20 protein-coding genes are annotated in these 22384 nt (G+C 68.7%); 8 read left to right on the forward strand and 12 right to left on the reverse strand.

Going from position 1 to position 22384, the window contains the following annotated elements; all coding sequences use genetic code 11:
- Window positions 1–39: 39 nt before the first annotated feature.
- Both IE302_RS15485 and IE302_RS15490 read left to right on the forward strand, forming a co-directional pair.
- Window positions 40–1290, forward strand: coding sequence for an aspartate aminotransferase family protein (locus IE302_RS15485; RefSeq protein ID WP_191255212.1), 1251 nt, complete (start codon window positions 40–42; stop codon window positions 1288–1290).
- Window positions 1290–1787, forward strand: a complete 498-nt coding sequence (locus IE302_RS15490; protein ID WP_038508763.1) for a DUF3830 family protein — start codon at window positions 1290–1292, stop codon at window positions 1785–1787. The genes IE302_RS15485 and IE302_RS15490 overlap by 1 nt, the downstream gene beginning before the upstream one ends.
- Window positions 1788–1850: 63 nt before the next feature.
- On the opposite strand, the gene IE302_RS15495 is transcribed toward IE302_RS15490, so the two are convergent.
- Complete coding sequence (locus IE302_RS15495) at window positions 1851–2834, reverse strand: hypothetical protein (protein ID WP_191255213.1); 984 nt, start codon at window positions 2832–2834, stop codon at window positions 1851–1853.
- Window positions 2835–2983: 149 nt separating this feature from the next.
- Here IE302_RS15495 and IE302_RS15500 point away from each other — a divergent pair, with 149 nt between their 5' ends.
- The gene (locus IE302_RS15500) at window positions 2984–5971 is read left to right on the forward strand and encodes an AfsR/SARP family transcriptional regulator (RefSeq protein WP_229907778.1); all 2988 of its coding nucleotides are present in this window, start codon (window positions 2984–2986) and stop codon (window positions 5969–5971) included.
- On the opposite strand, the gene IE302_RS15505 is transcribed toward IE302_RS15500, so the two are convergent.
- On the reverse strand, window positions 5955–6743 hold the full coding sequence (locus IE302_RS15505) for a Calx-beta domain-containing protein (protein ID WP_191255214.1): 789 nt from the start codon (window positions 6741–6743) through the stop codon (window positions 5955–5957). The genes IE302_RS15500 and IE302_RS15505 overlap by 17 nt on opposite strands.
- A 189-nt stretch (window positions 6744–6932) precedes the next feature.
- Here IE302_RS15505 and IE302_RS15510 point away from each other — a divergent pair, with 189 nt between their 5' ends.
- The gene (locus IE302_RS15510; protein WP_191255215.1) at window positions 6933–8357 is read left to right on the forward strand and encodes an FAD-binding oxidoreductase; all 1425 of its coding nucleotides are present in this window, start codon (window positions 6933–6935) and stop codon (window positions 8355–8357) included.
- 146 nt (window positions 8358–8503) lie between these two features.
- Window positions 8504–10057, forward strand: a complete 1554-nt coding sequence (locus IE302_RS15515; protein WP_191255216.1) for an acetolactate synthase large subunit — start codon at window positions 8504–8506, stop codon at window positions 10055–10057.
- A 77-nt stretch (window positions 10058–10134) separates the two neighbouring features.
- On the opposite strand, the gene IE302_RS15520 is transcribed toward IE302_RS15515, so the two are convergent.
- From IE302_RS15520 to IE302_RS15540, 5 genes are all read right to left on the reverse strand, one after another.
- Window positions 10135–11562, reverse strand: a complete 1428-nt coding sequence (locus IE302_RS15520) for an MFS transporter (RefSeq protein ID WP_191255217.1) — start codon at window positions 11560–11562, stop codon at window positions 10135–10137.
- Between the two features lie 57 nt (window positions 11563–11619).
- Window positions 11620–12105 (reverse strand): DUF3761 domain-containing protein, encoded by a 486-nt coding sequence (locus tag IE302_RS15525; protein ID WP_229907779.1) that lies wholly within the window; start codon window positions 12103–12105, stop codon window positions 11620–11622.
- 73 nt (window positions 12106–12178) lie between these two features.
- On the reverse strand, window positions 12179–12931 hold the full coding sequence (locus IE302_RS15530) for an SDR family NAD(P)-dependent oxidoreductase (RefSeq protein WP_191255218.1): 753 nt from the start codon (window positions 12929–12931) through the stop codon (window positions 12179–12181).
- Between the two features lie 9 nt (window positions 12932–12940).
- Window positions 12941–13828 carry an SRPBCC family protein gene (locus tag IE302_RS15535; protein WP_229907780.1) on the reverse strand — a complete coding sequence of 296 codons (888 nt, stop codon included), beginning with the start codon at window positions 13826–13828 and terminating at the stop codon, window positions 12941–12943.
- Window positions 13821–14378 (reverse strand): helix-turn-helix domain-containing protein, encoded by a 558-nt coding sequence (locus IE302_RS15540; protein WP_191255220.1) that lies wholly within the window; start codon window positions 14376–14378, stop codon window positions 13821–13823. Before IE302_RS15540 ends, IE302_RS15535 begins: the two co-directional genes overlap by 8 nt.
- Window positions 14379–14476: 98 nt before the next feature.
- Between IE302_RS15540 and IE302_RS15545 the strand changes: the two genes are divergently transcribed.
- The 3 genes from IE302_RS15545 to IE302_RS15555 all read left to right on the forward strand — a co-directional run bounded on the left by IE302_RS15545 (window position 14477) and on the right by IE302_RS15555 (window position 18442).
- Window positions 14477–15553, forward strand: a complete 1077-nt coding sequence (locus IE302_RS15545) for a sensor histidine kinase (RefSeq protein ID WP_191255221.1) — start codon at window positions 14477–14479, stop codon at window positions 15551–15553.
- Window positions 15550–16218, forward strand: a complete 669-nt coding sequence (locus tag IE302_RS15550; protein WP_191255222.1) for a response regulator — start codon at window positions 15550–15552, stop codon at window positions 16216–16218. The genes IE302_RS15545 and IE302_RS15550 overlap by 4 nt, the downstream gene beginning before the upstream one ends.
- 109 nt (window positions 16219–16327) lie before the next feature.
- The gene (locus tag IE302_RS15555; protein ID WP_373307988.1) at window positions 16328–18442 is read left to right on the forward strand and encodes an MMPL family transporter; all 2115 of its coding nucleotides are present in this window, start codon (window positions 16328–16330) and stop codon (window positions 18440–18442) included.
- Window positions 18443–18532: 90 nt separating this feature from the next.
- On the opposite strand, the gene IE302_RS15560 is transcribed toward IE302_RS15555, so the two are convergent.
- The 5 genes from IE302_RS15560 to IE302_RS15580 form a co-directional block, all read right to left on the reverse strand.
- Window positions 18533–18958, reverse strand: coding sequence for a S26 family signal peptidase (locus IE302_RS15560; RefSeq protein ID WP_191255224.1), 426 nt, complete (start codon window positions 18956–18958; stop codon window positions 18533–18535).
- The gene (locus IE302_RS15565) at window positions 18955–20784 is read right to left on the reverse strand and encodes an ABC transporter ATP-binding protein (RefSeq protein ID WP_191255225.1); all 1830 of its coding nucleotides are present in this window, start codon (window positions 20782–20784) and stop codon (window positions 18955–18957) included. Before IE302_RS15565 ends, IE302_RS15560 begins: the two co-directional genes overlap by 4 nt.
- Window positions 20781–21323, reverse strand: coding sequence for a TlpA family protein disulfide reductase (locus IE302_RS15570; RefSeq protein WP_191255226.1), 543 nt, complete (start codon window positions 21321–21323; stop codon window positions 20781–20783). The genes IE302_RS15565 and IE302_RS15570 overlap by 4 nt, the downstream gene beginning before the upstream one ends.
- Before the next feature lie 2 nt (window positions 21324–21325).
- A complete protein-coding gene (locus IE302_RS15575; protein WP_373307990.1) occupies window positions 21326–21877 on the reverse strand; it encodes a MauE/DoxX family redox-associated membrane protein in 552 nt (183 codons plus the stop codon).
- Window positions 21878–21938: 61 nt separating this feature from the next.
- The gene (locus IE302_RS15580) at window positions 21939–22112 is read right to left on the reverse strand and encodes a hypothetical protein (protein WP_191255228.1); all 174 of its coding nucleotides are present in this window, start codon (window positions 22110–22112) and stop codon (window positions 21939–21941) included.
- Window positions 22113–22384 lie beyond the last annotated feature (272 nt).

Genomic DNA, 22384 nt, shown 5'->3' on the forward strand with positions numbered 1-22384 from the left:
ACAATCGACAACAGCTCAGCCGACCTAGGAGCGCAGCCCATGGCCCAGCTATCACCGCTGCTCAAGCAGGCAACGCCGGTCGTGGTCGACCACGGTGAAGGGGTGTACCTCTACGACACCGATGGCAAACGTCACCTGGACTTCACCGCCGGTATCGGCGTGACCAGCACCGGCCACTGTCACCCGCACGTGGTGAGCGCCGCGCGGGAACAGGTCGGCAAGCTCATCCACGGGCAGTACACGACGGTGATGCACAAGCCGATGCTGGAGCTGACCGAGAAGCTCGGCGGTGTCCTGCCGGAAGGCCTGGACTCCCTCTTCTACTCGAACTCCGGCAGCGAGGCTGTCGAGGCGGCGCTGCGGCTGTCGCGGCAGGCGACCAAGCGGCCCAACGTCATCGTCTTCCAGGGCGGGTTCCACGGCCGGACCGTCGCGGCGGCGACGATGACGACGTCGGGCACCCGGTTCAGCGCCGGGATCTCGCCGCTGATGTCCGGTGTGCACGTCGCGCCCTTCCCGTACGCCTTCCACTACGGCTGGGACGAGGAGACCGCGACGAAGTTCGCGCTGCGAGAGCTCGACTACCTGTTCGCGACGGTCTGCGCGCCGAACGAGACGGCGGCGTTCTTCATCGAACCGGTGCTCGGTGAGGGCGGGTACGTCCCGGCGAACCCCGCGTTCCTCGCCGGACTGCGGGAGCGTGCCGACAAGCACGGGATCCTGCTGGTGATGGACGAGATCCAGACCGGCTTCGGCCGGACGGGCAGGTTCTGGGGGCACGAGCACTTCGGGGTGCGCCCGGACATCGTGCTCATCGCGAAAGGACTCGCGAGCGGGTTCCCGATCTCGGGTATCGCCGCGTCCGAGGAACTCATGGCGAAGGCGCTCCCCGGTTCCCAGGGCGGGACCTACGGCGGTAACGCGGTGGCCTGCGCTGCGGCGATCGCCACCCTGGAGGTGATCCAGCAGGAGGGGCTCGTCGCGAACGCCGCCGAACGCGGACGCCAGCTGCTCGAAGGTGCCCGGGTGATCGCGGACAAGTCGCCGTCGATCGGCGATGTCCGAGGACTGGGCCTGCTGGTCGGTTCCGAGTTCACCACTCCGGACGGCGAGCCGGACACCGCGAAAGCCCAGGCGGCGCAGAAAGCCGCGTCTTCGAGCGGGTTGCTTCTGCTGACGTGCGGGGCGTACATGAACGTCGTCCGGATGGTGCCGCCGCTGATCGTCGACACCGAACAGATCGACGAAGCGCTGCGGATCTGGGGCGACGTCGTGGCGGGGGTCGAGTGATGGCCCGCTACATCACGATCACGCTCGACAAACGCGGGGTCTCCTGCCGGGCCCGGCTGCTCGACGCCGAAGCACCGCGGACCTGCCGCGCGGTCTGGGACGCGTTGCCGCAGAGCGGTTCGGCCTATCACGCGAAGTACGCACGGAACGAGGTCTACACCCTCGTGCCGCCCTTCGCCGAACCGAAACCGGGCCGCGAGAACCCCACGGTGACACCGATTCCGGGTGATGTCGTGTACTTCGGGTTCGAGGCGTGGGAGATCGGCAACCCGGCGTACGGCTACGACGAGGACAGTGAGGCGCACAGCGACCAGGGCGCGACGGATCTCGCGATCTTCTACGGCCGCAACAACCTGCTGATCAACGGCGACGCGGGCTGGGTGCCCGGCAACGTGTTCGCGACGATCGAAGAGGGACTGGCGGAGATGGCGGAAGCCGCGCAGGACCTCTGGCTGCGAGGCGTCGAGGGCGAGACGCTTTCGTTCGCACGCGCGTGAAAAGCCCGTGGGCGGCGAGGGTTCCCCACCCTCGCCGCCCACGGGCCGGCACCCCACCCTGGCTTATTGCTTTTCGGCGGCGAGCCGGTACTCGACGCCGCCGACCTCTTCGCCGCGCTGGTCGACCTGGGTCACGAGGACGGTGTACTGCCCACCGGCCGCCTCGGCGCCGGCGGTGAAGCTCAGCCTGGCGTCGACCTGTTCGCCGGACTTGAATGCCAGACCGCTGATCCGGGCCCGCTGCGGGTTCACGATGGCCAGCTCGGTCTCGCCGACCCGTTCGACGCCTTCACCCTTCGCCCCGCCTGCCCGCCAGCGTGCGGCGAGGTCGGGACCGAGATCGATGGTGATCCGTCCCGGGCCGGTGAACGGCCTGCCCGGCTGGGTGAAGACGATGTCGCCGACCGCGGTGGGGTCGGGACCATCCCAGCCGAACACGATCGGCCGGTACTCGGGGATCTTGATCTTGAACGGCAGGACGTTCACGTTGTGCCAGCCGATGTTGTTGTTGTTGCGCGCGTTGGCGGACGTGCTCAAGCCTTCGGTCGGCAGGTCGGTCGGCGAGAGCCACCGTGCCAGCAGGCAGAAGTGCGAGCCGACCGGGACCGTCCACGGGATGGCGACCGTCTTGGTGCCATACGGTACGGACACGCCGGTCTTCGAACCGATGTAGGTCCACTGGCTCGACCATTGGGCCACGGTGCCTTGTTTCGTGTAGTAGACCTGCAGTGTCCCCTTCTCGAGACCATCCCCGTATGGGCCAGGGTTGTTCAACGTGACATGGATGTAGACGTTCTCTCCCTGGTGGACCGGCTGGTCGGTGGCGCAAGGAGTCAATCCCTTGCACACCCGGATGTCGGGGCTGGAGTAGAGCGAGCCGGACGAAGGCTCGAACCCGACGTCGGACGGGTTGTCCCGGATGAAGACGTCGCTCCGGGCCTCGGGTGCGGCCTGCACCGCCGGTGCGACACCCGCGAACAACGTCGCGACGGCCAAGACGGCCGAGGCGAGCAGTGTCCGGCGGCGCCGCGGGTTCCTGCTGATCATGTACCCCTCCTTGGGCGAAACATTCGACCTGTCGACCGTCCGCCGATGCGGTTGTGACGGGGTTGCGGAGATCGTGTGCCCTAATTGGCCGATTTCGGTGAGTCTCCGCCCGGATACGCTCACCGAGGTCACATGCCGGAGGGAGCAGAGTGCCCGGGCCAGGGGAATTACGGGTGCTGGGCCCGGTCGAAGCGATCGGCCCCACCGGGCGGGCGGAGCTGCACGGCGCCCGCCAGCGAGCCGTGCTCGGCGTTCTCGCCCTGCACGCGGGCTCGGTCGTCCCGATCCCCCGGCTGGTCGACGTGCTCTGGGGTGAGGACCCGCCCCGGACCGCGGTGAAGACCCTGCACAGCCACGTCGCCAGGATCCGGCAGGCGCTGGAGGACTGCGGGTTCCCGCCGGTCCTGCTGACCCGCAAACCTGGCTACGTCCTGACGGTCGCTCCGTCCTCAGTCGACGCTCTCCGCTTCGAAGAAGAACTTCGTGCCGCCAAGCGGAGCAACGCCGGCCAAGCGGTGACCGCGTTGCGCGAAGCGTTGCGGACCTGGCGCGGCGAAGCGTTCGCGGACGCCGAACTCGACGGCTGGGGGCTACGCGAGGTCGAACGGCTTCAAGAACTTCGGCTGTCCGCCTGGGAAGAACTCTGGGACGCCGAACTGAGGCTCGGTGAACACGAGGAGGTCCTCCGGGAACTTCCGCGGCTTCGGGCCGAGCAGCCGTATCGCGAACGGCTCGCCGCGCTGCACATGCTCGCCCTGCATCGCTCCGGAAGACATGCCGAGGCGCTGGAGACGTTCCAGGCGGTGCGCCGGGGGCTGGCCGACGAGTTCGGCGTCGACCCCGGCCCTGAACTGGTCGAACTGCATACGGCGATCCTGCGTCGCGCGCCCGAACTCGACGCGCCCGCGCGGGGCACGGCACCCGCGCAACTGCCCGCGCGGGTCGGGCATTTCACCGGACGACAGCAAGAGCTCGCGTCGCTCGACAGCCTTCTCGACGAACCCGAGCCGCCGGTCGTCGTCATCTCCGGCGCGGCCGGGATGGGCAAATCCGCGCTCGCCGTGCAGTGGGCGCACCACATCGCGGACCGCTTCCCCGACGGTCAGCTCTTCCTCGACCTCGCCGGGCACGACCCGCACGAAGCGATCTCGCCGGGTGACGCGCTCGCTCATCTGTCGCGGGGGCTCGGCCTCCCCGATGACCGGCTGCCCGACGCGACGGCCGAACGCGCGGCGCTCTACCGCTCGCTGTTGCACGGCAAGCGATGCGTGATCGTCGCCGACAACGCGGGCGGTGTGGACCAGATCCTTCCGCTGGTGCCCGGGACGGCGAAAGCACTGCTGATCGTGACCAGCAGGCAGACCCTGGCCGCGCTCGGCAGCAGGCACGCCGTCCGCGTGTTCGCCCTCGACGCCCTGGCCGACACGGAATCGATCACCCTGCTCACCCGGGTGCTGGGCGCCGATCGAATCGCCGGTGAACCCGCGCAGGCCGCGCGGCTGGCCAGGCTGTGCGACGGGATGCCGCTGGCACTGCGGATCGCCGCCGCCCGGCTGAGCGGCGAGCCGGGCCGTCCGATCGCGGAACTCACCCAGGAGCTGACCGGCGCCGGCCGACTGGAAACCCTTGCCGTGCAAGGGGATTCCCGGACCGTCAAAACCGTCCTCGCGAGCGCCTACCTACCGCTGGACCACGGCCCGGCACAGCTGTTCCGGCTGTCCGGGCTGATCCCGGGGACGTCGTTCAGCCCGGCACTCGGCAGCGCGTTGTGCGGGGTGCCCGCCGAAGCGGGCCGGACCGCGGTCGCCGCGCTGTCCGCCGCGCATCTGATCACCCCGGCGGGGCGGGATCGCTATCGCCTCCACGATCTGATCCGTGAGTTCGCCGTCGCGTGCGCCCGCGCCGACGAGACGACGTCCGGCCGCGCCGAAGCGGCCGACCGGCTGATCGACTGGTATCTGCACGTCGCCGCGGAGGCGAACCGGGTCATCGATCCGAACCGCGATCTGGTCACCCCGGCGCTGCGTCACCCTCCTCCCGGGCGTCCGTTCCCGGCGGAACGGCGAGCGGCGCTGGCGTTCCTGGGCGCCGAACGCGCGAACCTGCTGCCGGTGGTGCGGTTCGCGCGTGAGCACGGCCGCAACACCGCCGCCTGGCAGCTCACCTACCTGCTGACCAGTTTCTACGACACCACGGGTGGCTGGAACGAGCGGATCGGGCTCTGCCGCGAAGGGGCCGCGGCGGCCGCCGAGCTCGACGATCCCTTGGCCGAGGCGGAAATGCTGCGTGCGCTGGGCGCGGCCTACTTCATGACCCGCAGGCTGACGGACGCGCTCGAAACCAACGCCCGCGCGTTGAAGGCCGCCCGTGCCGCGGGCGATCTCGAAGGCGAAGGCCATATCTACAACAACACCGCGAACGCCTACGCCGCGCTGCGCCGGTTCGACGAGGCGATCACCGCGTACCGGCTCGCGGTGGAGCGGTGCACCTCGGCGGGCAACCGGCTCGGGCGCGCGCTGTCCCAGCGCAACCTGGGCCACGCCTACATCCGCCGCGGTCAGCCGATGGACGGTCTCAGCCCGCTGACGGCCGCGCTGGAGACGTTCCGCGAACTCGGCAACGCCCGGCTGGAAGCCGCCACTCTGGACACCCTCGGCGAGGCATACGAGGAACTCGGCGATCATGAAGTCGCGCTGGACCACCTCGGCAAGGCACTGGCCGCCTCGCGGGCGATCGGCGACCGGTGGCAGGAGTGGGAGTCGCTGCTGCACGCCGGCCAGGTCCACCTGGCCCGCCGTGATTTCCGGGCCGCGCGGGACGATTTCGACCAGGCCTTGCTGATCAGCCGGGACGTCGGGAACCGGCACAGCGAGGCGGCCGCGCTCGACCGGCTCGGCCGGGCCCACCTCGGACTCGGCGACCTGCCCGCGGCACGGGAGAACCTGGAGCGTGGCCTCGCGGTCCGGGAGAGCGTACCGGACCCGTACGAGGAGGCTCACCTGCATCGTGACCTCGGCGACCTCGAAACACGATGCGGCGACACGGCCGCCGCGGCCGCCCACTGGGCTCGAGCGATCGAGCTGTACCGGCGGGCGAACGCGACGGCCGACGCCGACCTCGTCACCGGGCGGGGCTGATCACCACGGTCGAGGTCGAGTACACGAGCTTGCCCTGGGACGGCTCGAAGAACTCGACCCGCGCCTTCCCCGTTTGCCCCGGCGAGGGAGTGAATTCGGCGTACGCCCTGGTCTCACCACGCTGGAAGGTGACGACACCGTCCTTCACCGGCACGTGGCCGGAACCTTCGGTGCGGTAGCGGATCGTGAGCGGTCCCGACCACGGCCGGGAGAGCACGACAGGCACCTTGCAGCTCGCGCCCTGAGCGAAGTTGGGCGGGATCGACCAGCAGATCTCACCCTCCTGAGTGGTGGCCAGCGGTGCGGTCTTGACCGTGTCGTCGTCGGCCACCCAGGCGACTCCGACGCTGTGCCCGATCCGAACTCCCTTCTCGCCGTACAGGCGCAGGGAGAACATCTCGTCGTTCTCCACGAGGGAGTCGGCGCGGACCTTGACCGCGACGGTCTGCGGGTCGGTCCTGCCGGACCAGGTCAGCGTGCCCGCGCTCGGCAGGTAGTCGACCCCTTCCTTGGCGGTGAAGGCCGGATCGACCGGCGACCCGTTGCCTTCGATCGTCCGGTACTCGACCGATCCCTGCGGCGGGCAGCCACCGCCGGCGAGGGAAACGGTGAAGAGGAAGGTGGTGTACCCGGCGCTCGTCCCCTCGGCCTGGCTCACACCGCTGACGTCGGCCACGGGCGCCGTGCAGCCCGCTTCCCCGCCCTCGGCCACCGGTACCGCGATTCCGAACGTGATCGCGAGCGCCGCCCCCAGCGTCGTGATCCGTCTCATCCTTGGTCCCATCGAGCGTCCACCCCTTCCGGCGGGCCGCCGCGGCCCGCTGCGACATGGGTAACCGAGTGAGGTTGTCGTGAGGTTGTGACCACTCGAAGCAAACATGAAAATTATTCATGGCCATCGCTGCCCGCGACGTACTACGCTTCGGTAACCAGGCAAAGACGCGTGAGGAAAGGGCAGTCGATGGGCGATGTTGCGGCACGGTTCGCCGAGATCGTCGGGGACACGAATCTGCTTTCAGGCGAAGCGATCCCCGAGGACTACGCACACGACGAGGCTTTGACCATCAGCCCACAGCAGCCCGCCTACCTGGCGAAACCGGGGAGCGCGGAGGAGGTCGCGGAGCTGCTCAAAGCCGCGAGTGAACACGGCGTACCGGTGACGGCGAGAGGGTCGGGCACCGGGCTTTCGGGTGGTGCGCAGCCCCGCGAAGACGGCCTGGTGATCTCCTTCGAGCGCATGAACGCCGTGCTGGAGGTCGACACCGAGAACCACGTCGCCGTCGTCCAGCCGGGCGTCACACTGTCCGAATTGGACGAAAAGACCACCGCGGCCGGGCTCGGTTACACCGTCCACCCGGGTGAACTGAGCGCGAGCGTCGGCGGCAACGTCGGAACGAACGCGGGTGGCATGCGCGCGGTCAAGTACGGCGTCACGCGGCACAACGTCGTGGGCCTCCAGGCGGTGCTGCCGACCGGCGAGATCATCCGGACCGGCGGCAAGACCTCGAAGGTCTCGACCGGATACGACCTGACCCAGCTGATCATCGGCTCCGAGGGCACCCTCGCGATCGCGACCGAGGTCATCGTGAAGCTGTACCCGCGCCTGCCCCATGGCGCCACGGTGTTCGCCCCGTTCGAGACCTTCGACGAGGTGATGACCGTCGTCCCGAAGATCGTCTCCAGCGGGCTCTCGCCGCACATCCTCGAATACATCGACAACCTGACGCTCGCCGCGATCAGCTACAACGAGAAACTCAGCCTCGGCGTCCCGGACGCCATCCGCGACACCGCGCAGGCGTATCTGGTGGTGGCGCTGGAAAACCGGGACGACGACCGGTTGCACGCCGACATCGAGGAACTCGGCGGCATGCTGGGCGATCTCGGCGCGATGGACGTGTACGTGCTCGAAGGCAGTTCGGCACGCAAGCTCATCGAAGCTCGCGAGAAGGCGTTCTGGACTGCCAAGGCCGCGGGTGCCGACGACGTCATCGACGTGGTGGTCCCTAGGTCCGCGATGCCGGAGTTCCTGCGGCGGAGCAGGGAAATGGCACTCTCGCGCGAGGCGGGCGCACTCGGCTGCGGGCACGCCGGCGACGGCAACGTCCACCTCGCCATCTTCTGCAAGGACCCGGAGAAGCGGAAGCGACTGCTGACCGACATCTTCGCGCTCGGCATGGAACTCGGCGGCGCGATCTCCGGCGAGCACGGCCTCGGGAAGGCCAAGTCCGGCTACTTCCTCGACCTGGAGGACCCGGCGAAGATCGCGCTGATGCGCCGGATCAAAGAGACCTTCGACCCGGCCGGGATCCTCAACCCCGGCGTTCTTTTCGCCGAGCCCGGGGGCGGAGCAGAGGCGAAACAGTCAAACCGGCCGGCTACGACATGAACCCGCCCCGGCCGAAGGCCCCGCTATCGCGGCGCCAGGGCGCCGTGCGAGGCCAGGCCTGGCAGGTCCTGAAAGAGCGCCCTGTCGATGTGATCGCGGCCGCGGGTTCACCAGCAGACACTGAGAGGGCTTGAAAAGTGAGTGAGATGAACGGCGCCCAGTCCCTGATCCGCACGCTCGTCGACAGTGGCGTCGATGTGTGTTTCTCGAACCCCGGAACTTCGGAGATGCACTTCGTGGCCGCGCTCGACACCGTGCCCGAGATGCGCGGCGTGCTCGGCCTGTTCGAAGGCGTCGTCACCGGCGCCGCGGACGGGTACGCGCGGATCGCCGACAAGCCGGCGGCCACCCTGTTGCACCTCGGCCCGGGTCTCGGGAACGGGCTGGCGAACCTGCACAACGCTCGTCGCGCGCACACGCCGATCGTCAACGTGATCGGCGATCACGCGACCTACCACAAGCAGTACGACGCCCCGCTCGAATCGGACATCGAAGCCGTCGCCGGTTCGCTCCAGGGCTGGGTGCGCCGCTCCGAGCACACGAAGGACGTCGGTGCCGACGCCGCCGCGGCGGTCGCGGCCTCGCAGGACGCCCCCGGTCAGGTGGCGACGCTGATCCTTCCCGCCGACGCGTCCTGGGGTGAGGGCGGCGAGACCTGCGCGCCCATCCCGCCGAGGATCCCGCAGGTCGTCGACGCGACGAAGGTCAAGAACATCGCCGAAGTGCTGGCCAGCGGTGAACCGGTGGCACTGCTCGTCGGCGGCGGTGGCTGCCGTGAGGCCGGGCTGCGCGCGACCAGCCGGATCGCCGCCGCGACCGGGGTGAAGGCGTTCGTCGAGACGTTCCCCGCCCGGCTCGAACGCGGCGAAGGCCTGCCGACGATCGAGCGGCTGGGCTATCTCGCCGAGCAGGTCGCGTACCAGCTCGACGGGATCAAGCACGTGATCGTCGCCGGGACGAAGGCCCCCGTGTCGTTCTTCGCCTACCCCGGCAAGGCGAGCGACCTGGTACCCGAAGGCGCGCAGGTCCATGTGCTGGCCGAAGTCGGACAGGACGTCTCGCGGGCCCTGACCGACGTCGCGGACCTGGTCGCCGCCGAGACGGAACCGGTGCTGCAGGAGGCCTCGCGGCCCGCGCTGCCGTCCGGGCCGCTGACGCCGCAGAACTGGGTCGAGGTGATCGGCGCGCTGCTGCCGGAGCGCGCGATCATCGCCGACGAGGCCAACACCTCCGGTCTTCTGCTGCCCGCCGCGACCGCGGGTGCGCCGCGGCACGACGTGCTGACCCTGACCGGCGGCGCGATCGGTTACGGCATGCCCGTCGCGACCGGCGCGGCCGTCGCCGCGCCGGACCGGCCGGTGATCAACCTGCAGTCCGACGGCAGCGCGCTCTACACGATTTCGGCGTTGTGGACGCAGGCGCGGGAGAACCTCGACGTCACCACGGTCCTGCTCAACAACCGCGCGTACGCGATCCTGCGGCTGGAACTGCAGCGCGTCGGCGCGGACGCCAGCGGTCCCAAGGCGAACGAACTGCTCGACCTTTCCCGGCCGGACATGGACTTCGTCAAGATCGCCGAGGGCATGGGCGTCCCGGCGACCAGGGCGACGACCGCGGAAGAACTGGCCGAACAGTTCCAGCGCGCGCTCGCCGAGCCGGGACCGCACCTGATCGACGCCATCGTTCCGACGCTGTTCTGAGCGGAGCCCCCTCCTCGTGCGATGAGTCCTGTGCGATGAATCCCTTCATCGCACAGGCTTCACCGCACGCAGGGGCGCTAGTGGACCGACGCGACCAGAGGTTCGGGCTGGCGCTGCTTCGGGACGAAGGCGGTCAGGACGAGTCCCAGCAGTGCCGCGCCCGCGGCGACCATGAAGCTCAGCCGGAACCCCGTCGCGGACGGCACGGAGACCCCGCCGACGGTGACCGCCAGCGACGCGAGCATGGTCGCCATCACCGCGCTGGACGTCGACGTGCCGACAGAGCGCATCAGCGAGTTCAACCCGTTCGCGGACGCGGTTTCGGTGACCGGCACCGAGCCCATGATCAGCGCGGGCATGGCCGCGTAGGCGATGCCGACGCCACCACCGATGATGATCGACGCCGTGATCAGCTCGACGGCGTTGTCCATCAACACGGTCGCGAAGACGTACCCGGCCGCGATGGTGCCGGCGCCGACCATCAGCGTCGTACGCGGGCCGTAACGCTCGATGAGCCTGGCCGAAACCGGCGACAGCATGAACATGACCAGCCCGTTCGGCGCCAGGCAGAGCCCGGCCTGCACCATCGTCAGGCCGAGGCCGTAGCCGGTCGACCCGGGCGCCTGCAGCAACTGCGGGAACGACAACGCCATCGAGTACAGCGCGAACCCGATCATGATCGACGCGAGGTTGGTGAACAGCACTGGCCGCCGGGCGGACACCCGCAGGTCCACGAGCGGATCGCGGCGCCGCAACTGGTAGGCGCCCCAGACCAGCAGCATCACCACCGCGGTCCCGGCGAAGCCGAGGGTGCGGCCGCTGCCCCAGCCCCATTCACCGCCCTTGACGATCGGCAGCAGCAGGCAGACGAGTCCGGCTGTCAGCCCCAGAGCTCCGAGGTAGTCGAACGGCGCCGGTGTCTTCACCGGCGACTCCGGCACCACGAACAGGATCAGCAGGCCGCAGACGAGCCCCAGTCCCGCCGACGCCCAGAAGAGGACGTGCCAGTCGGCGTTCTGCGCGACCAGCGCCGACACCGGGAGCCCGATGGCGCCGCCGACACCGAGCGTCGAACTCATCACCGAGATCGCGGCGCCGACTCGTTCCGGCGCGAGTTCGTCGCGCATGATGCTGATGCCCAGCGGGATCGCACCCATCGCGCAGCCCTGCAATCCCCGGCCGACGACCATCAGCGCGAGCGAGCTGGTCAGCGCGGACACCACCGAACCGACGACCAGGAAGCCCAGGCTGATCAGCAGCAACCGGCGTTTACCGTAGAGATCGCCGAGCCTGCCGCTCACCGGCATCACCACGGCTCCGGCGATCAGGGTCGCCGTCACCACCCACGAAGCGTCCGACGGGGTCGTGTCGAGCAGCCGGGGAAACGCCGGGATGAGCGGGACCACCAGGGTCTGCATGAACGAGGCCACCAAACCGCAGGTGGCGAGTACGACGACGAAGATCCGGGGCGAAGGTGCCCGTCCGACCGGTTTCACCTTGTGCATCCCATGATCCGACCTTACACAGCACCACCCTCCTGAGTGAATGATTGTCCGACGGGATCACAACCAGGTGCGGACCCCACCGTGCCCGGAACAGGTACCGCGGCGATTCTGGCTGTAGCTATAGGAACCGTCTTTGCAGAGCGCGGTGGCGCCGTCGGCCGCGCCGGGTCCGGTCGCCGGCCGATGGACGCAGACGCCATCGGTGTTGCGGTAGTAGTCGCTTCCGCACTCCGCCGGATTCGGCGCTTTCGCCGTGGGTGTCGTCTTCGGCCGCGTTTTCGACGGCGTCGGATCGACCTGTTTCGGCACCGCGACCGCGGCTGTGGTCGTCGGCACGAACTGCTGAGGTGCCGGCGTAGACGTCGTCGGCGGCGGCGACCAGCTACTGCTCAGCGTCGGCGCTGTCGTTGTCGAAGCGCTCTGTGTTGTCGAAGTGCTCTGCGGCGTGACCCGCCCGGTGGGCACTGTCTCGACCCCGCAGCCTCCGGCGACCAGAAGCCCGATCGCCAGGGCCATGCCCAGCTTCGTTGTTCTCCTCGGCATAACGACCTCCCCAGCACGTGGTAGTGCCGCGTAGTCGGGAGATCGTTCGCCGGTGTTACTTCCGGCGGGGAGGTCAGTCGACCATCGTGCCGCAACTGATATTCAACGCCGTCGCCGTCATGCTGCGCGCATGGTCCGACGCGGCGAATGCGGCTACCCGAGCGACGTCTTCGAGTGATGCCGCCCTCTTGAGCATCGTCGCTTCGACCATGTCACGGATCGCGTCGTCGAGTCCGGCGCCCGCCGGGATGGTCTCCGGAATGCCGCCGGTACGCAGGGTCACGACACGGATGCCGTGCGGTCCGAGTTCGCATGCCAGTCCTCGCCGCAACGCTTCCATCGCGCTGAACGCGATCTGCAGCCCGCCGAGGTGGTATCCCGGCAACGGATCGCCGTCACCGCCGAACATCAGGATCACGCCGGACCCCTGCCCGATCATGTGCCGGGCGGCCGCCCGCGCGGTCAGGAAGTTGGTCTGAACCGCCGTGCGTACCGGGCTTTCGAGGTCCGCCAACGACATCTCGACCAGCGGGGTGCCCTGGACGTCGTTGTGCGTGATCACGTTCATCGAGATGTCGACACTGCCGGCCGAAGAAGCCACCGCAGCGGCGTGCTCGTCGATGGCCGCTTCGTCGAGCGCGTCGAACTCCGCCGTTTCCGCTTTTCCGCCCGCCGCCCGGATTTCGTCGGCCAGCACGTCGAGCTTCTTGAACGTGCGGCCGACAAGGTGGACTGTCGCGCCCTCCCCGGCGAATCCGCGAGCCACCGCGCTCCCGATTCCGCCCGCGGCCCCGTAGATGATCGCGTTCCTGCCTTCGAGCAACATCTGATCCTCCTATTTCCTGTCCTGCGTGATGAGTCCTTCGGGCGTTCCTTCCAAGTGGACGTCGGCCCACAGCGGCAACCAGCTGTCGATCTCGTGGAAACGGCGCAGTTCGGCCAAACCGCTGAGCCAGCCCATCCACGAGCCGTACGGCGGCTTCTCGTCCGAGAATCCACTTTGGACGAACGTCAGCTTCGTGCCACCACCGGAGTCTTCGAGTTCCCAAGTGGCGACGACGCCGTCCTGGTACGCGAGTGACATCCTGGAGTCGGGTACCAGGTCGACGATCTTCGCCGGATCCTGGTCCGTCTCCAGCGAGCCCATCGCCCACCGGCCGCCGACTCGGGGCTCCGCCTCGATCCGGGCGCCGAACCATCGGGTGAACACGGCGGGGTCGGCGATCGAGGTGTAGACCTCGCCGCGCGGCGCGTCGATCCGTACTTCTTCGCTCATCAGCGGAGAAGTGAGGTCGCAGCGGGCGGTGAGCGGGCGTCCCTCGACGTGATCGACGAGGTTCGCCACGGACAGCGCCCAGAACGTGTACATCATGCCGAGTGACGTATCCGGATCGGCGAGCATCGCGTCGTAGTCCGGCAATCCGCTCTGACTGAACGACAAAGACGTCGCGTCCCCGTCCTCCTCCAGCTTGAATTCGACGACCGTCTCCGTCCCGGTGACGGTCCAAGCGAACCGCAGGACGTGGTCCTCGGCCAGCAGCAACCGCTGGCGCGGAACGTCCCCGTCCGGCGTGTAACGGCCCCAGAACTCGTACCGGGACGGCAGGTCGACCTCCGCGTATTCGGAAAGCCACGCTCGCAGCGCCCCGGGATCGAGCAGCGCGTGCCAGACCTCGTCGATCGGCGCGCGCACGCGCACCAGGAACCTCGTCGGTTCAGTCACGGGCATCTCCCTTCGGGTAACAGGCCACGGCGAGTTTGAAGGCGTCGCCTTCCGCGCCGCCGTAGCGAGTGAACAGATCCTGCAAAGTCGTCTTCAGTTCGTCGAGGAACTCCTGGCGCCGCTCCGGCTCCACCCGGATCTCGCCCGAGACACCGATCGACGGCAGCTCCGGCGCGGTCCTGTCGAGCGCGGCGACGTCCGACTGGACCTCCTCCATGAGGTCCACCAGATAGCCGAGACTCAGTTCGTCCCGCGCCACCCGGGGGCCGATCCGGCCCACCAGCCCGGGCGACAACCAGTACGAACGCGCCGTCGCCTGGTACACGCCCTCACTGACGGCGCGCACCTTCCGCTCCGACACCTGCTTCACGAGCCCGGCTTCCACCAGGCGTTTCACGTGGTAATAGACCCGCTGGGGCGTCTGGTCCAGCACCGCCGCCACCTCGGTGCAGGACCGCGGCTCCGCCAGCTGCCGCAGGACGTCCACCCGCTGCGGCTTCAGCAACGCCTCCGCCTGCTCGAGCCGCTCCAGATACTCAACGTCTTTCACCGCATGTCCTTCACGGCGCCACATCCTCGATCACAAAAATGAGTTTGAACGTAAAAATCCATTTTGTCAATCGAGCCGGGTCGCGCTACTCTCGTCGTGTGGCGATCCTGCGGCGGTACGCGGCGGACATCGCGGTCACCGTGACGGTGCTCGCGAGTTCCGTCGCGGTCTCGCTCGGCGCGAGCGCGGAACCCCCGCGCAACGCGGTCCTCGGCTGGATCTGCGCGGTGCTCGCCTGCGCCGCGTTGTTCCTGCGGCACAGGTATCCGCTCCCGGTCACGATCTTCACCGCGGTCTGCTGCGCGATCTATTACCCGCGGACGGATCCCGACGGCTTCGTCCTGCTCGCGTTCGCCTTCGCGCTGTACAACAACGCCTCGACCGGACGGATCCGCAGCGCGGCGATCGTCGCCGCGGCCGCGATGGGCGGCGTCGCGATCGGAGAGCTGCAGGCCGGCGCCGCGCGGCAGGTGGACAACTTCGCCTTCCTGCTGATGGCCGGCTGGTTCGTCGCGCTGGTCGCGGTCGGGGCCATGACGTACTACCGCCGCGAAGCCGAGCGCACCAAGGAGGCCGAGGCACAGCGAAGGGCCTCGGACGAACGGCTCCGGATCGCGCGCGAACTGCACGACGCCCTCGGCCACAACCTGGCGCTCATCAACGTCCAGGCGAGCGCGGCGCTGCACGGCAAGGACCCGGCGAAGTCCGAGGAGGCCCTGACGACGATCAAGCAGACCAGCAAGGACGCCTTGCGCGAACTCCGCGCCACGCTGGGAATGCTGCGGCAGGCGGATACGCCGAGCCTGGCCAGGGTCGCCGAACTGGCCGAGTCGGCAGGCGCGCACGGGCTGACCGTCCGGACCGAGATCGACGGCACGGCGCGAGATCTGCCGCCCGACGTCGAGCACGCCGCCTTCCGGGTCGTCCAGGAGGCGCTGACCAACGTCGCGCGCCACGCCGCCGCGAACACCGTCGTGGTGCGGATCGGCTACACCCACCATGATGTGTCCGTGCAGATCGACGACGACGGCCGGGGAGGCACCGTGAAGCCCGGCAACGGGATCCGCGGGATGACCGAACGGGCCGAGGCCCTCGGCGGCGAACTCACCGCCGCCGCCCGCGAGGACGGCGGCTTCCGTGTGCGCGCCCGGCTTCCGTTGCGGGCAGAGAAATGATCCGGGTCCTTCTCGTCGACGACCAGCGACTGGTCCGCGCCGGGTTCAAGTCCATTTTGGACGGCGAAGACGACATCACCGTGGTCGCCGAAGCGGCGGACGGACGAGAGTCTCTCGAAGCCGCGCACGAGCACAGACCCGACGTGGTCCTGATGGACATCCGGATGCCCGTGATGGACGGGCTCACCGCGACCCGGCATCTGCTCGGAGACCCGGCGCTGACCGGGATCAAGGTCGTCATCCTCACCACCTTCGACCTCGACGAGGACGTCTACGGCGCGTTGCGCGCGGGCGCCAGCGGGTTCCTGGTCAAGGACACCGAGCCGGAGGAACTGATCCACGGGGTCAGGGTGGTCGCCCGGGGCGACGCGCTGCTCGCGCCGTCGATCACCCGCCGGCTGATCTCCGAATTCGCCGGCCGGGTGGCGCGCCCCGCCCCCTCACCGGTGCTGAACCGGCTCACCGAACGCGAACGCGAGGTGATGGGCCTGGTCGCGGCCGGTCTGTCCAACGACGAGATCGCGAAGGAGCTCGTGCTCAGCCCGGCGACGGCGAAGACGCACGTCAGCCGCATCATGACCAAAGTGGACGTCCGTGATCGCGCGCAACTCGTCGTGCTGGCCTACGAATCGGGCATGGTCACCCCTCGCTGGTTGACCCCGTGACCACAACCCCGGTAGTACGGGAAGCGCCTTAGGGGTACCCAGAAGTTGTGCCCGGAGTGTCCGCCGGAGCCCGACGATCCGAGGCCCGGAAAAGCCGATGCTTTCCGCCATGGACACCATCACCACTCGTTCCGGGACACAGCCCGAGAGGCGGCCTGGGGGCGGCCTCTCGAAGCTGGCGGGCTGGTCACAGCGCCACCGCTGGCTCGCCGTCTCGCTCTGGCTGCTCACCCTCATCGGCGTCACACTGGGTTCACAGCTCGCCGGAAGCGACTACCACGACGACCATTCCCTGCCGGGCACCGAATCCCAGCAGATCATGGACCTGTTCAAGGCCCAGGCTCCCGCGCGGACCGGGGCGACCGCCGAAATCGTCTTCAAGACCGGCAGCGGACTCGCGGCCGCGCGCGGGCCGATCGACTCGATGCTCTCCGAGGTCCGGAGCCGGCCGCACGTCAAGTCGGTGACGAGCCCCTTCGACAACCCGTCCGCGATCTCCCGCGAGGGCACGATCGGATACGCCGCGATCGTTTTCGACCTCGAGTCGAAAGATCTGCCCTACGACGACATCGTTCGCGTCGTCGACACCGCGAAGAAGGCCGAGTCCGCCGAGCTCCAGGTCGAACTCGGTGGCGAGCCGATCGAGCGGACCAACGAGAGCGGCGGTCCTTCGGAGGGTGTCGGGTTGCTGGCCGCGCTGGTGATCCTCGTCTTCCTGTTCCGCTCGATCCTCGCCGCCGGGCTCCCGGTGATCACGGCGATCTTCGCCGTCGGCAGCACGCTCGGCGTGATCGTGCTCGTCAGCGGGTTCGTCGACATCGCGAGTTACACGGTGCCGCTGATGATGCTGGTCGGATTCGGTGTCGGCGTGGACTACGCGTTGCTGATCTTTTCCCGGTACCGCACCGAAATCCTGGGCGGTCTCGACCGCGAACAGGCGGCACGGCGGGCACTAGACACCGCGGGCCGGTCGGTGCTGTTCGCCGGCGGCACGGTGATCATCGCCCTGCTCGGCCTGCTCGCTCTCGGCCTCGGTTCGCTGCGCGGGGTCGCGCTCGCGGTGGCGCTGACCGTGCTCGTGACGATGCTCGCGTCGATCACCCTGCTGCCCGCGTTGCTCTCCCTTTTCGGCCGCCGCCTGGAAAAGGGCATCCGCAAGCACGCCGCGAAACGGGACCACGGCAAGGCGTGGGGCAGGCTCGGGGACGCGGTCCAGCGGCGGCCGCTGGTGCCGCTCGCACTCGGGTTGCTCGTCCTGATCGGGCTCTCGCTGCCCGCGCTCGGCATGCGTCTCGGGTTCGCCGACGCGGGCACGGATCCGGAAACGTCGACCACGCGGCAGGCGTACGACCTGATGTCCGAAGGCTTCGGCCCCGGGTTCAGCGAGCCGCTGATCGTGGTCACGGAGAACGGCGACGGTGTCGCACTGCAACGGAAACTCGAAGCCACCCCGGGAATCGCCGACGTGACGCCGCCGATGGGGCAAGGCCTCACGACGGTCCTCGCCTTCCCCGCGTCTTCGCCGCAGGACGAGGCGACCGCCGATCTGGTGGAACGGCTGCGGACCGAGGTGCTCCCGGCTCTGCCCGGTGAGTACCTGGTCGGCGGGAGTGTCGCGGCCGCGGTGGACTTCGCGGACGCTGTCGGCGATCGGCTGCCGCTGTTCGTCCTGGTGGTCGTCGGGTTGTCGGCGCTGCTGCTGATGGTCGTGTTCCGCTCGATCCTGATCCCGCTCAAGGCGGCCGTCCTGAACCTGCTGAGCATCGGCGCCGCGCTCGGCGTGATGACGGCGGTGTTCGGCGACGGCCTGTTCGGGGCGCAACCGGGACCGATCGAGGCGTTCGTGCCGGTGCTGATCTTCGCGATCGTGTTCGGGCTTTCCATGGACTACGAGGTGTTCCTGGTGTCCCGGATGCACGAGGAATGGCGGCGCACCGGCGACGCGCGCCACGCCGTCCGCGAAGGGCTGGCCTCCACCGGCGGGGTGATCACGGCCGCGGCGGCGATCATGATCCTGGTGTTCGGGGCGTTCCTGCTCAACCCCGACCGGATGCTGGCGCAGTTCGGTCTCGGGCTGGCGGTCGCGGTGCTGGTGGACGCGTTCGTGATCCGCTGTCTCGTGGTGCCCGCGGTGATGCGCCTGCTCGGTGAACGCGCCTGGTGGCTGCCGCGTTGGCTGGACCGGCGGTTGCCGCACGTCGCGCTGGAACCGTCGTCCCGCTGACCCTCACCGGATGCCAGGAACGGTCCTTTCCTTGCGAATTTCGCAAGGAAAGGACCGTTCATAGCACGGGGTCACTCGTGGATCCCTGCTTCAGCCGAGACGACGAAGAGCCCGGCCGAAGACCCTGTCCGCGGGGAAGTACCCGTGGTGCCGCGAGTCCGCGCTGAGCGTCCGGTTGTCGCCCAGCACCACCAGGTGCCGCGGCGGGACGATCGCACCGGCCGCGACGGTGCCCGATGCTTCCTCGGGGACCGTATCCCCGCCGACCGCGACCACTCGTTTGACGGTCCGTCGCCTCGGCAGCGAGCCCGAGCCGGGAATCTCGAGCACGACGACGTCCCCCACCGCGATGGCTTTGGGCCGTTGCCGCGCCAGTAGCCGGTCCCCTTCGTGGAACGTCGGCGTCATGCTGGACCCCGTCACGGCGATCACCGCCCACCGGCGCCTCGCCCAGCGCAGCACCACCAGTCCGGAAGCCACAGAAGCCACCGAAGCCAGCCAGACCATGGTCTTCATGAAACCTCCTGGACGTATCCGTCGGCCTGCAGCCGGAAAAGCCGCGAGTAGGTGCCGCTCAGTGCCACCAGTTCGTCGTGGGTGCCCAGTTCCGCCACCCGCCCGTCGACGAGCACGGCGATCCGGTCGGCCGCCCGTACGGATCCGAGCCGATGGGAGATGAGCACACTCGTGCGGCCTGCCCGGTGCTCGGCGAGCGAGGCGTGGATTTCGTGTTCGGCTTCGGCGTCGAGCCCCGACGTGGGCTCGTCCAGGATGAGCAGATCCCGCTGGTCCCGCAGGAACGCCCGCGCGAGCGCGACCCGCTGCCATTGCCCGCCCGAGAGCAGGACACCGGTCTCCGGATCGTCCTTGTCCTCTTCGCTGACGAAGCTCCGCGAAAGCAGGGTCTGGTAACCGCGAGGCAGGTTCACGAGCGTGTCGTGGATTCCCGCCCGCTCGGCCGCGGCCGTGAGCCGCTCTTCGACGGGCCGCAGTTCGTTCGCGCCGTCGACGTCGCCCAGTGCGATGTTCTCCGCCGCGCTCATCTCATAGGTCATGAAGTCCTGGAACACCGCGCCGAGTCTGCGTCTCACTTCCTCGACCGGCAGGTCGCGCAGGTCGGCACCGTCCCACAGGACGGCTCCGCGGGTCGGGTCGTAGAACCGGCACAGCAGCTTCACCATCGTGCTCTTCCCGGCCCCGTTGTGCCCGACCAGCGCCATCGACTGTCCACAGGGGATGAACAGGTTCACTCCGCGCAGCACCCAGGGATGCCCCGGACCGTAGCGGAACCAGACGTCGCGGAACTCGATCCCTTGCCGTAGCGGCGAAAGCGTTCTCGGTTTCGCTGGAGCGGGAAGATCGGGACCTTCCGTCGTCACGCCGCGGTAGTGCTCGAACAACAGCAGGGCGTTGTGCGCCGCGCCGATCCGGCCGATCAGGCTGGCGAGGGACCCCTGCACTCCCGCGACGGCCGCGGTGAAGACCGCGATGTCGCCGACCGTCAGCTGCCCTCGGCCGGCCGCCAGCACCGCCCAGATCAACCCGGCACCGGCGACGACGGCGCTGAGCGCGCCCAGCAGCCCCTGTACTCCCAGTTCACGAAGGTCGGCACGACGACGTCGCGCGTTGGCCTTGCCGAGTTCGGTCAGCATCCGGCCCCGGAACAGCCTGCCCAGCCCGAGCAACCGGATCTCCTTGGCCGCGTCCAGGCCGGTCATCAACTGCATGTAGAAGAATTCACGCCGCTCGGTGGGGCTGAGACCGGTCAGCACCTGCGCGCGCCGCCTGCTCAGTTTCAGTTCCGCGACGAGCGTCGGGACCGCGGCGATCATCACGACCGCGGTGACCGGGAGGCTGACCGCGGCCAGCGACGCCAGGAATCCGACGGTGGTCAGCACGGCCTGGACACCGCCGACGACCGAATCCAGGATCACGCCGGGCCCCGAGTAACTGTGCTGCTGGGCCAGGTGCAACCGATCACGGTAGGCGGGCTGTTCGAGGCGGGCCAGTCCGGCCAGCCGCCCGGTCGCGCGATACAGCCGGTCCTTGGTGAGCAGGGTGACCTGCCGGGCGAGCTCGCCGGACAGGTACCGCCCGGCTTCGCCGAGCAAGGCGACCGACACTCCCGCGACCGCGAGGCCGACGGCGAGCAAGGTCAGCTCGTCCAGCCGGACCTCGGCGGCGACCACCCGGTCGAGAACCAGCTTGGTCAGCCACGCGACGACCACCGGGAGGACACCCGTCGCCACGCTGACCGCGAGACTGCCCAGCAGGATCAGCGGCGCGGCGGTCCAGGCGACGCCCAGCGCGACGACGGCCGACCGCGGGCCCGGAGCGCTCACCTGACCGCCAGGCGCGGCAGCACTTCCGGCTGGAAACCGGCGGCCACGACCCGTCCACCGGGGCCGAGCATGGCCACCACGGGCGTTCCGCGCACCTCGAAGGCCTTGCTGACCACGCCTCCGACCGGCTCGACGACGACACGGGCCACCGGTGCCAGCCGCGCGGTGAACTCGGCCGCGCCGGCGGTGTCTCCCTGGACCACGGCGAGAACGTGGTCCCGTGGATGGTCTTTCGCGTGCTCGACGAAGTCAGGAAGCTTGTCAATGCACGTGTCGCACTCGACGGCGAAGAACCCCACGAGCGTCTGTCCGGTGAAGCCGGACCGCGAAACTTCGGCACCGTCCACGGTCCGCGCGGTGAAGTCCGCGACCAAGTTCCCTTCGGCCACCATGACCGGCCCGGCGGGAACGCGGTTCTCGAGTGCTCTCCCGATCAGCTCGGAGTGCGTGCGCAGCCTCTTGATCACCCCGAACGTCAACACCAGATCGAGCACGAGCAGAACGCCGACCAGGACGAGAACGGCGATCAGGATCCCCATACCTACTCCTTGACGAGTTCCGGGACGCCCCGGAAGAGTTCCACGATGTCGTCGAAACGCACGGCGACCAGGCCTCCGACGAGACCGGCGCAAATCGCGACAGCCGTTCCCGGCAGGTTTCCTTGCGGTGATTCGACGAGGGAAGCCACCGAGCCGCTCAGCGCGATGCCCAGCACCAGGAGGTTGCGGACCACCTGGGGTACACCGAGTGGGGCCGCGCTCTTTCCGAAGCAGTGACACGGCGCGCGTTCTCCGCGCGACAACGACAGCATGATCGCCGCGGTGAACGCCGCGAGAAGCGATGCCGCTCCCACGAAAGCCGGGAAGAGGACACTCCACCACCGGCCCGCCGAACCGGTGATCAGCGCCGCCGCGATGACGAATTCGACGGCGACGACCATTCTCGCGACAATGGCGCGCCACGTGCGCGGAACCATCCGCAGTGGCCCCGCGGACGCCACAAAAGAACGAAATCCTTCGCCGCCGTATTTACCGGCGACGGAGATACCGAAAACCAGAGTCAGCAAGGCAGCGCAAGCGGTCGACAAGTACACGCGTTCCCCCAGACCAGGAAAGGGAAGACGGCGGCGGGAGCCGCCGTCTTCGGCGCACCTGTCAGCAGCGGGTGCTGACCTGGTAACAAAGGCAGCTCACGCAGTCCTTGTAGAACTGCCACCGGCGACCGGCCTCGTCCGGCCAGCACCCACAGTATTCATGCGCCGCCGCCGGCACTTCGGGCATCATTTTGCCCAGCAGCCGATCGCCGAGTTTTTGCACTAATTCGAGCATGACAAATACCACCTTCCCCAGTTCCAGTGAATTTGACGCGCATCAGTGGCAGAACAGGCGGACAAGGAGATCGAGAAGACAGACTTCAAGCCAAAGAAATCATTACCCCAACCCCCAGGTCGGCCGGCCCCCCACCGATTCGGTCACGATAGCCGGAGAAATACGGCAAGGCAACAGGCTGCGGACGCGCCACCCCTTTGCCGCACAGAAGGGGCCGTTCAGGACGATGTCTGTCCTGAACGGCCCCTTCGTGTCATTCCTGGCCGGGAAGC

It is taken from the genome of Amycolatopsis oliviviridis (assembly GCF_014654365.1).
GTDB classification, from domain to species: Bacteria; Actinomycetota; Actinomycetes; order Mycobacteriales; family Pseudonocardiaceae; genus Amycolatopsis; species Amycolatopsis oliviviridis.

What these genes read in the sequence shown, in the direction of transcription:
- IE302_RS15495 (WP_191255213.1), bottom strand. Translation starts at nt 2,834, where the DNA reads ATGATCAGCAGGAACCCGCGGCGCCGCCGGACACTGCTCGCCTCGGCC.
- IE302_RS15550 (WP_191255222.1), top strand. Translation starts at nt 15,550, where the DNA reads ATGATCCGGGTCCTTCTCGTCGACGACCAGCGACTGGTCCGCGCCGGG.
- IE302_RS15520 (WP_191255217.1), bottom strand. Translation starts at nt 11,562, where the DNA reads ATGCACAAGGTGAAACCGGTCGGACGGGCACCTTCGCCCCGGATCTTC.
- IE302_RS15510 (WP_191255215.1), top strand. Translation starts at nt 6,933, where the DNA reads ATGGGCGATGTTGCGGCACGGTTCGCCGAGATCGTCGGGGACACGAAT.
- IE302_RS15485 (WP_191255212.1), top strand. Translation starts at nt 40, where the DNA reads ATGGCCCAGCTATCACCGCTGCTCAAGCAGGCAACGCCGGTCGTGGTC.
- IE302_RS15515 (WP_191255216.1), top strand. Translation starts at nt 8,504, where the DNA reads ATGAACGGCGCCCAGTCCCTGATCCGCACGCTCGTCGACAGTGGCGTC.
- IE302_RS15525 (WP_229907779.1), bottom strand. Translation starts at nt 12,105, where the DNA reads ATGCCGAGGAGAACAACGAAGCTGGGCATGGCCCTGGCGATCGGGCTT.
- IE302_RS15555 (WP_373307988.1), top strand. Translation starts at nt 16,328, where the DNA reads ATGGACACCATCACCACTCGTTCCGGGACACAGCCCGAGAGGCGGCCT.
- IE302_RS15505 (WP_191255214.1), bottom strand. Translation starts at nt 6,743, where the DNA reads ATGAGACGGATCACGACGCTGGGGGCGGCGCTCGCGATCACGTTCGGA.
- IE302_RS15490 (WP_038508763.1), top strand. Translation starts at nt 1,290, where the DNA reads ATGGCCCGCTACATCACGATCACGCTCGACAAACGCGGGGTCTCCTGC.
- IE302_RS15570 (WP_191255226.1), bottom strand. Translation starts at nt 21,323, where the DNA reads ATGGGGATCCTGATCGCCGTTCTCGTCCTGGTCGGCGTTCTGCTCGTG.
- IE302_RS15580 (WP_191255228.1), bottom strand. Translation starts at nt 22,112, where the DNA reads ATGCTCGAATTAGTGCAAAAACTCGGCGATCGGCTGCTGGGCAAAATG.
- IE302_RS15530 (WP_191255218.1), bottom strand. Translation starts at nt 12,931, where the DNA reads ATGTTGCTCGAAGGCAGGAACGCGATCATCTACGGGGCCGCGGGCGGA.
- IE302_RS15560 (WP_191255224.1), bottom strand. Translation starts at nt 18,958, where the DNA reads ATGAAGACCATGGTCTGGCTGGCTTCGGTGGCTTCTGTGGCTTCCGGA.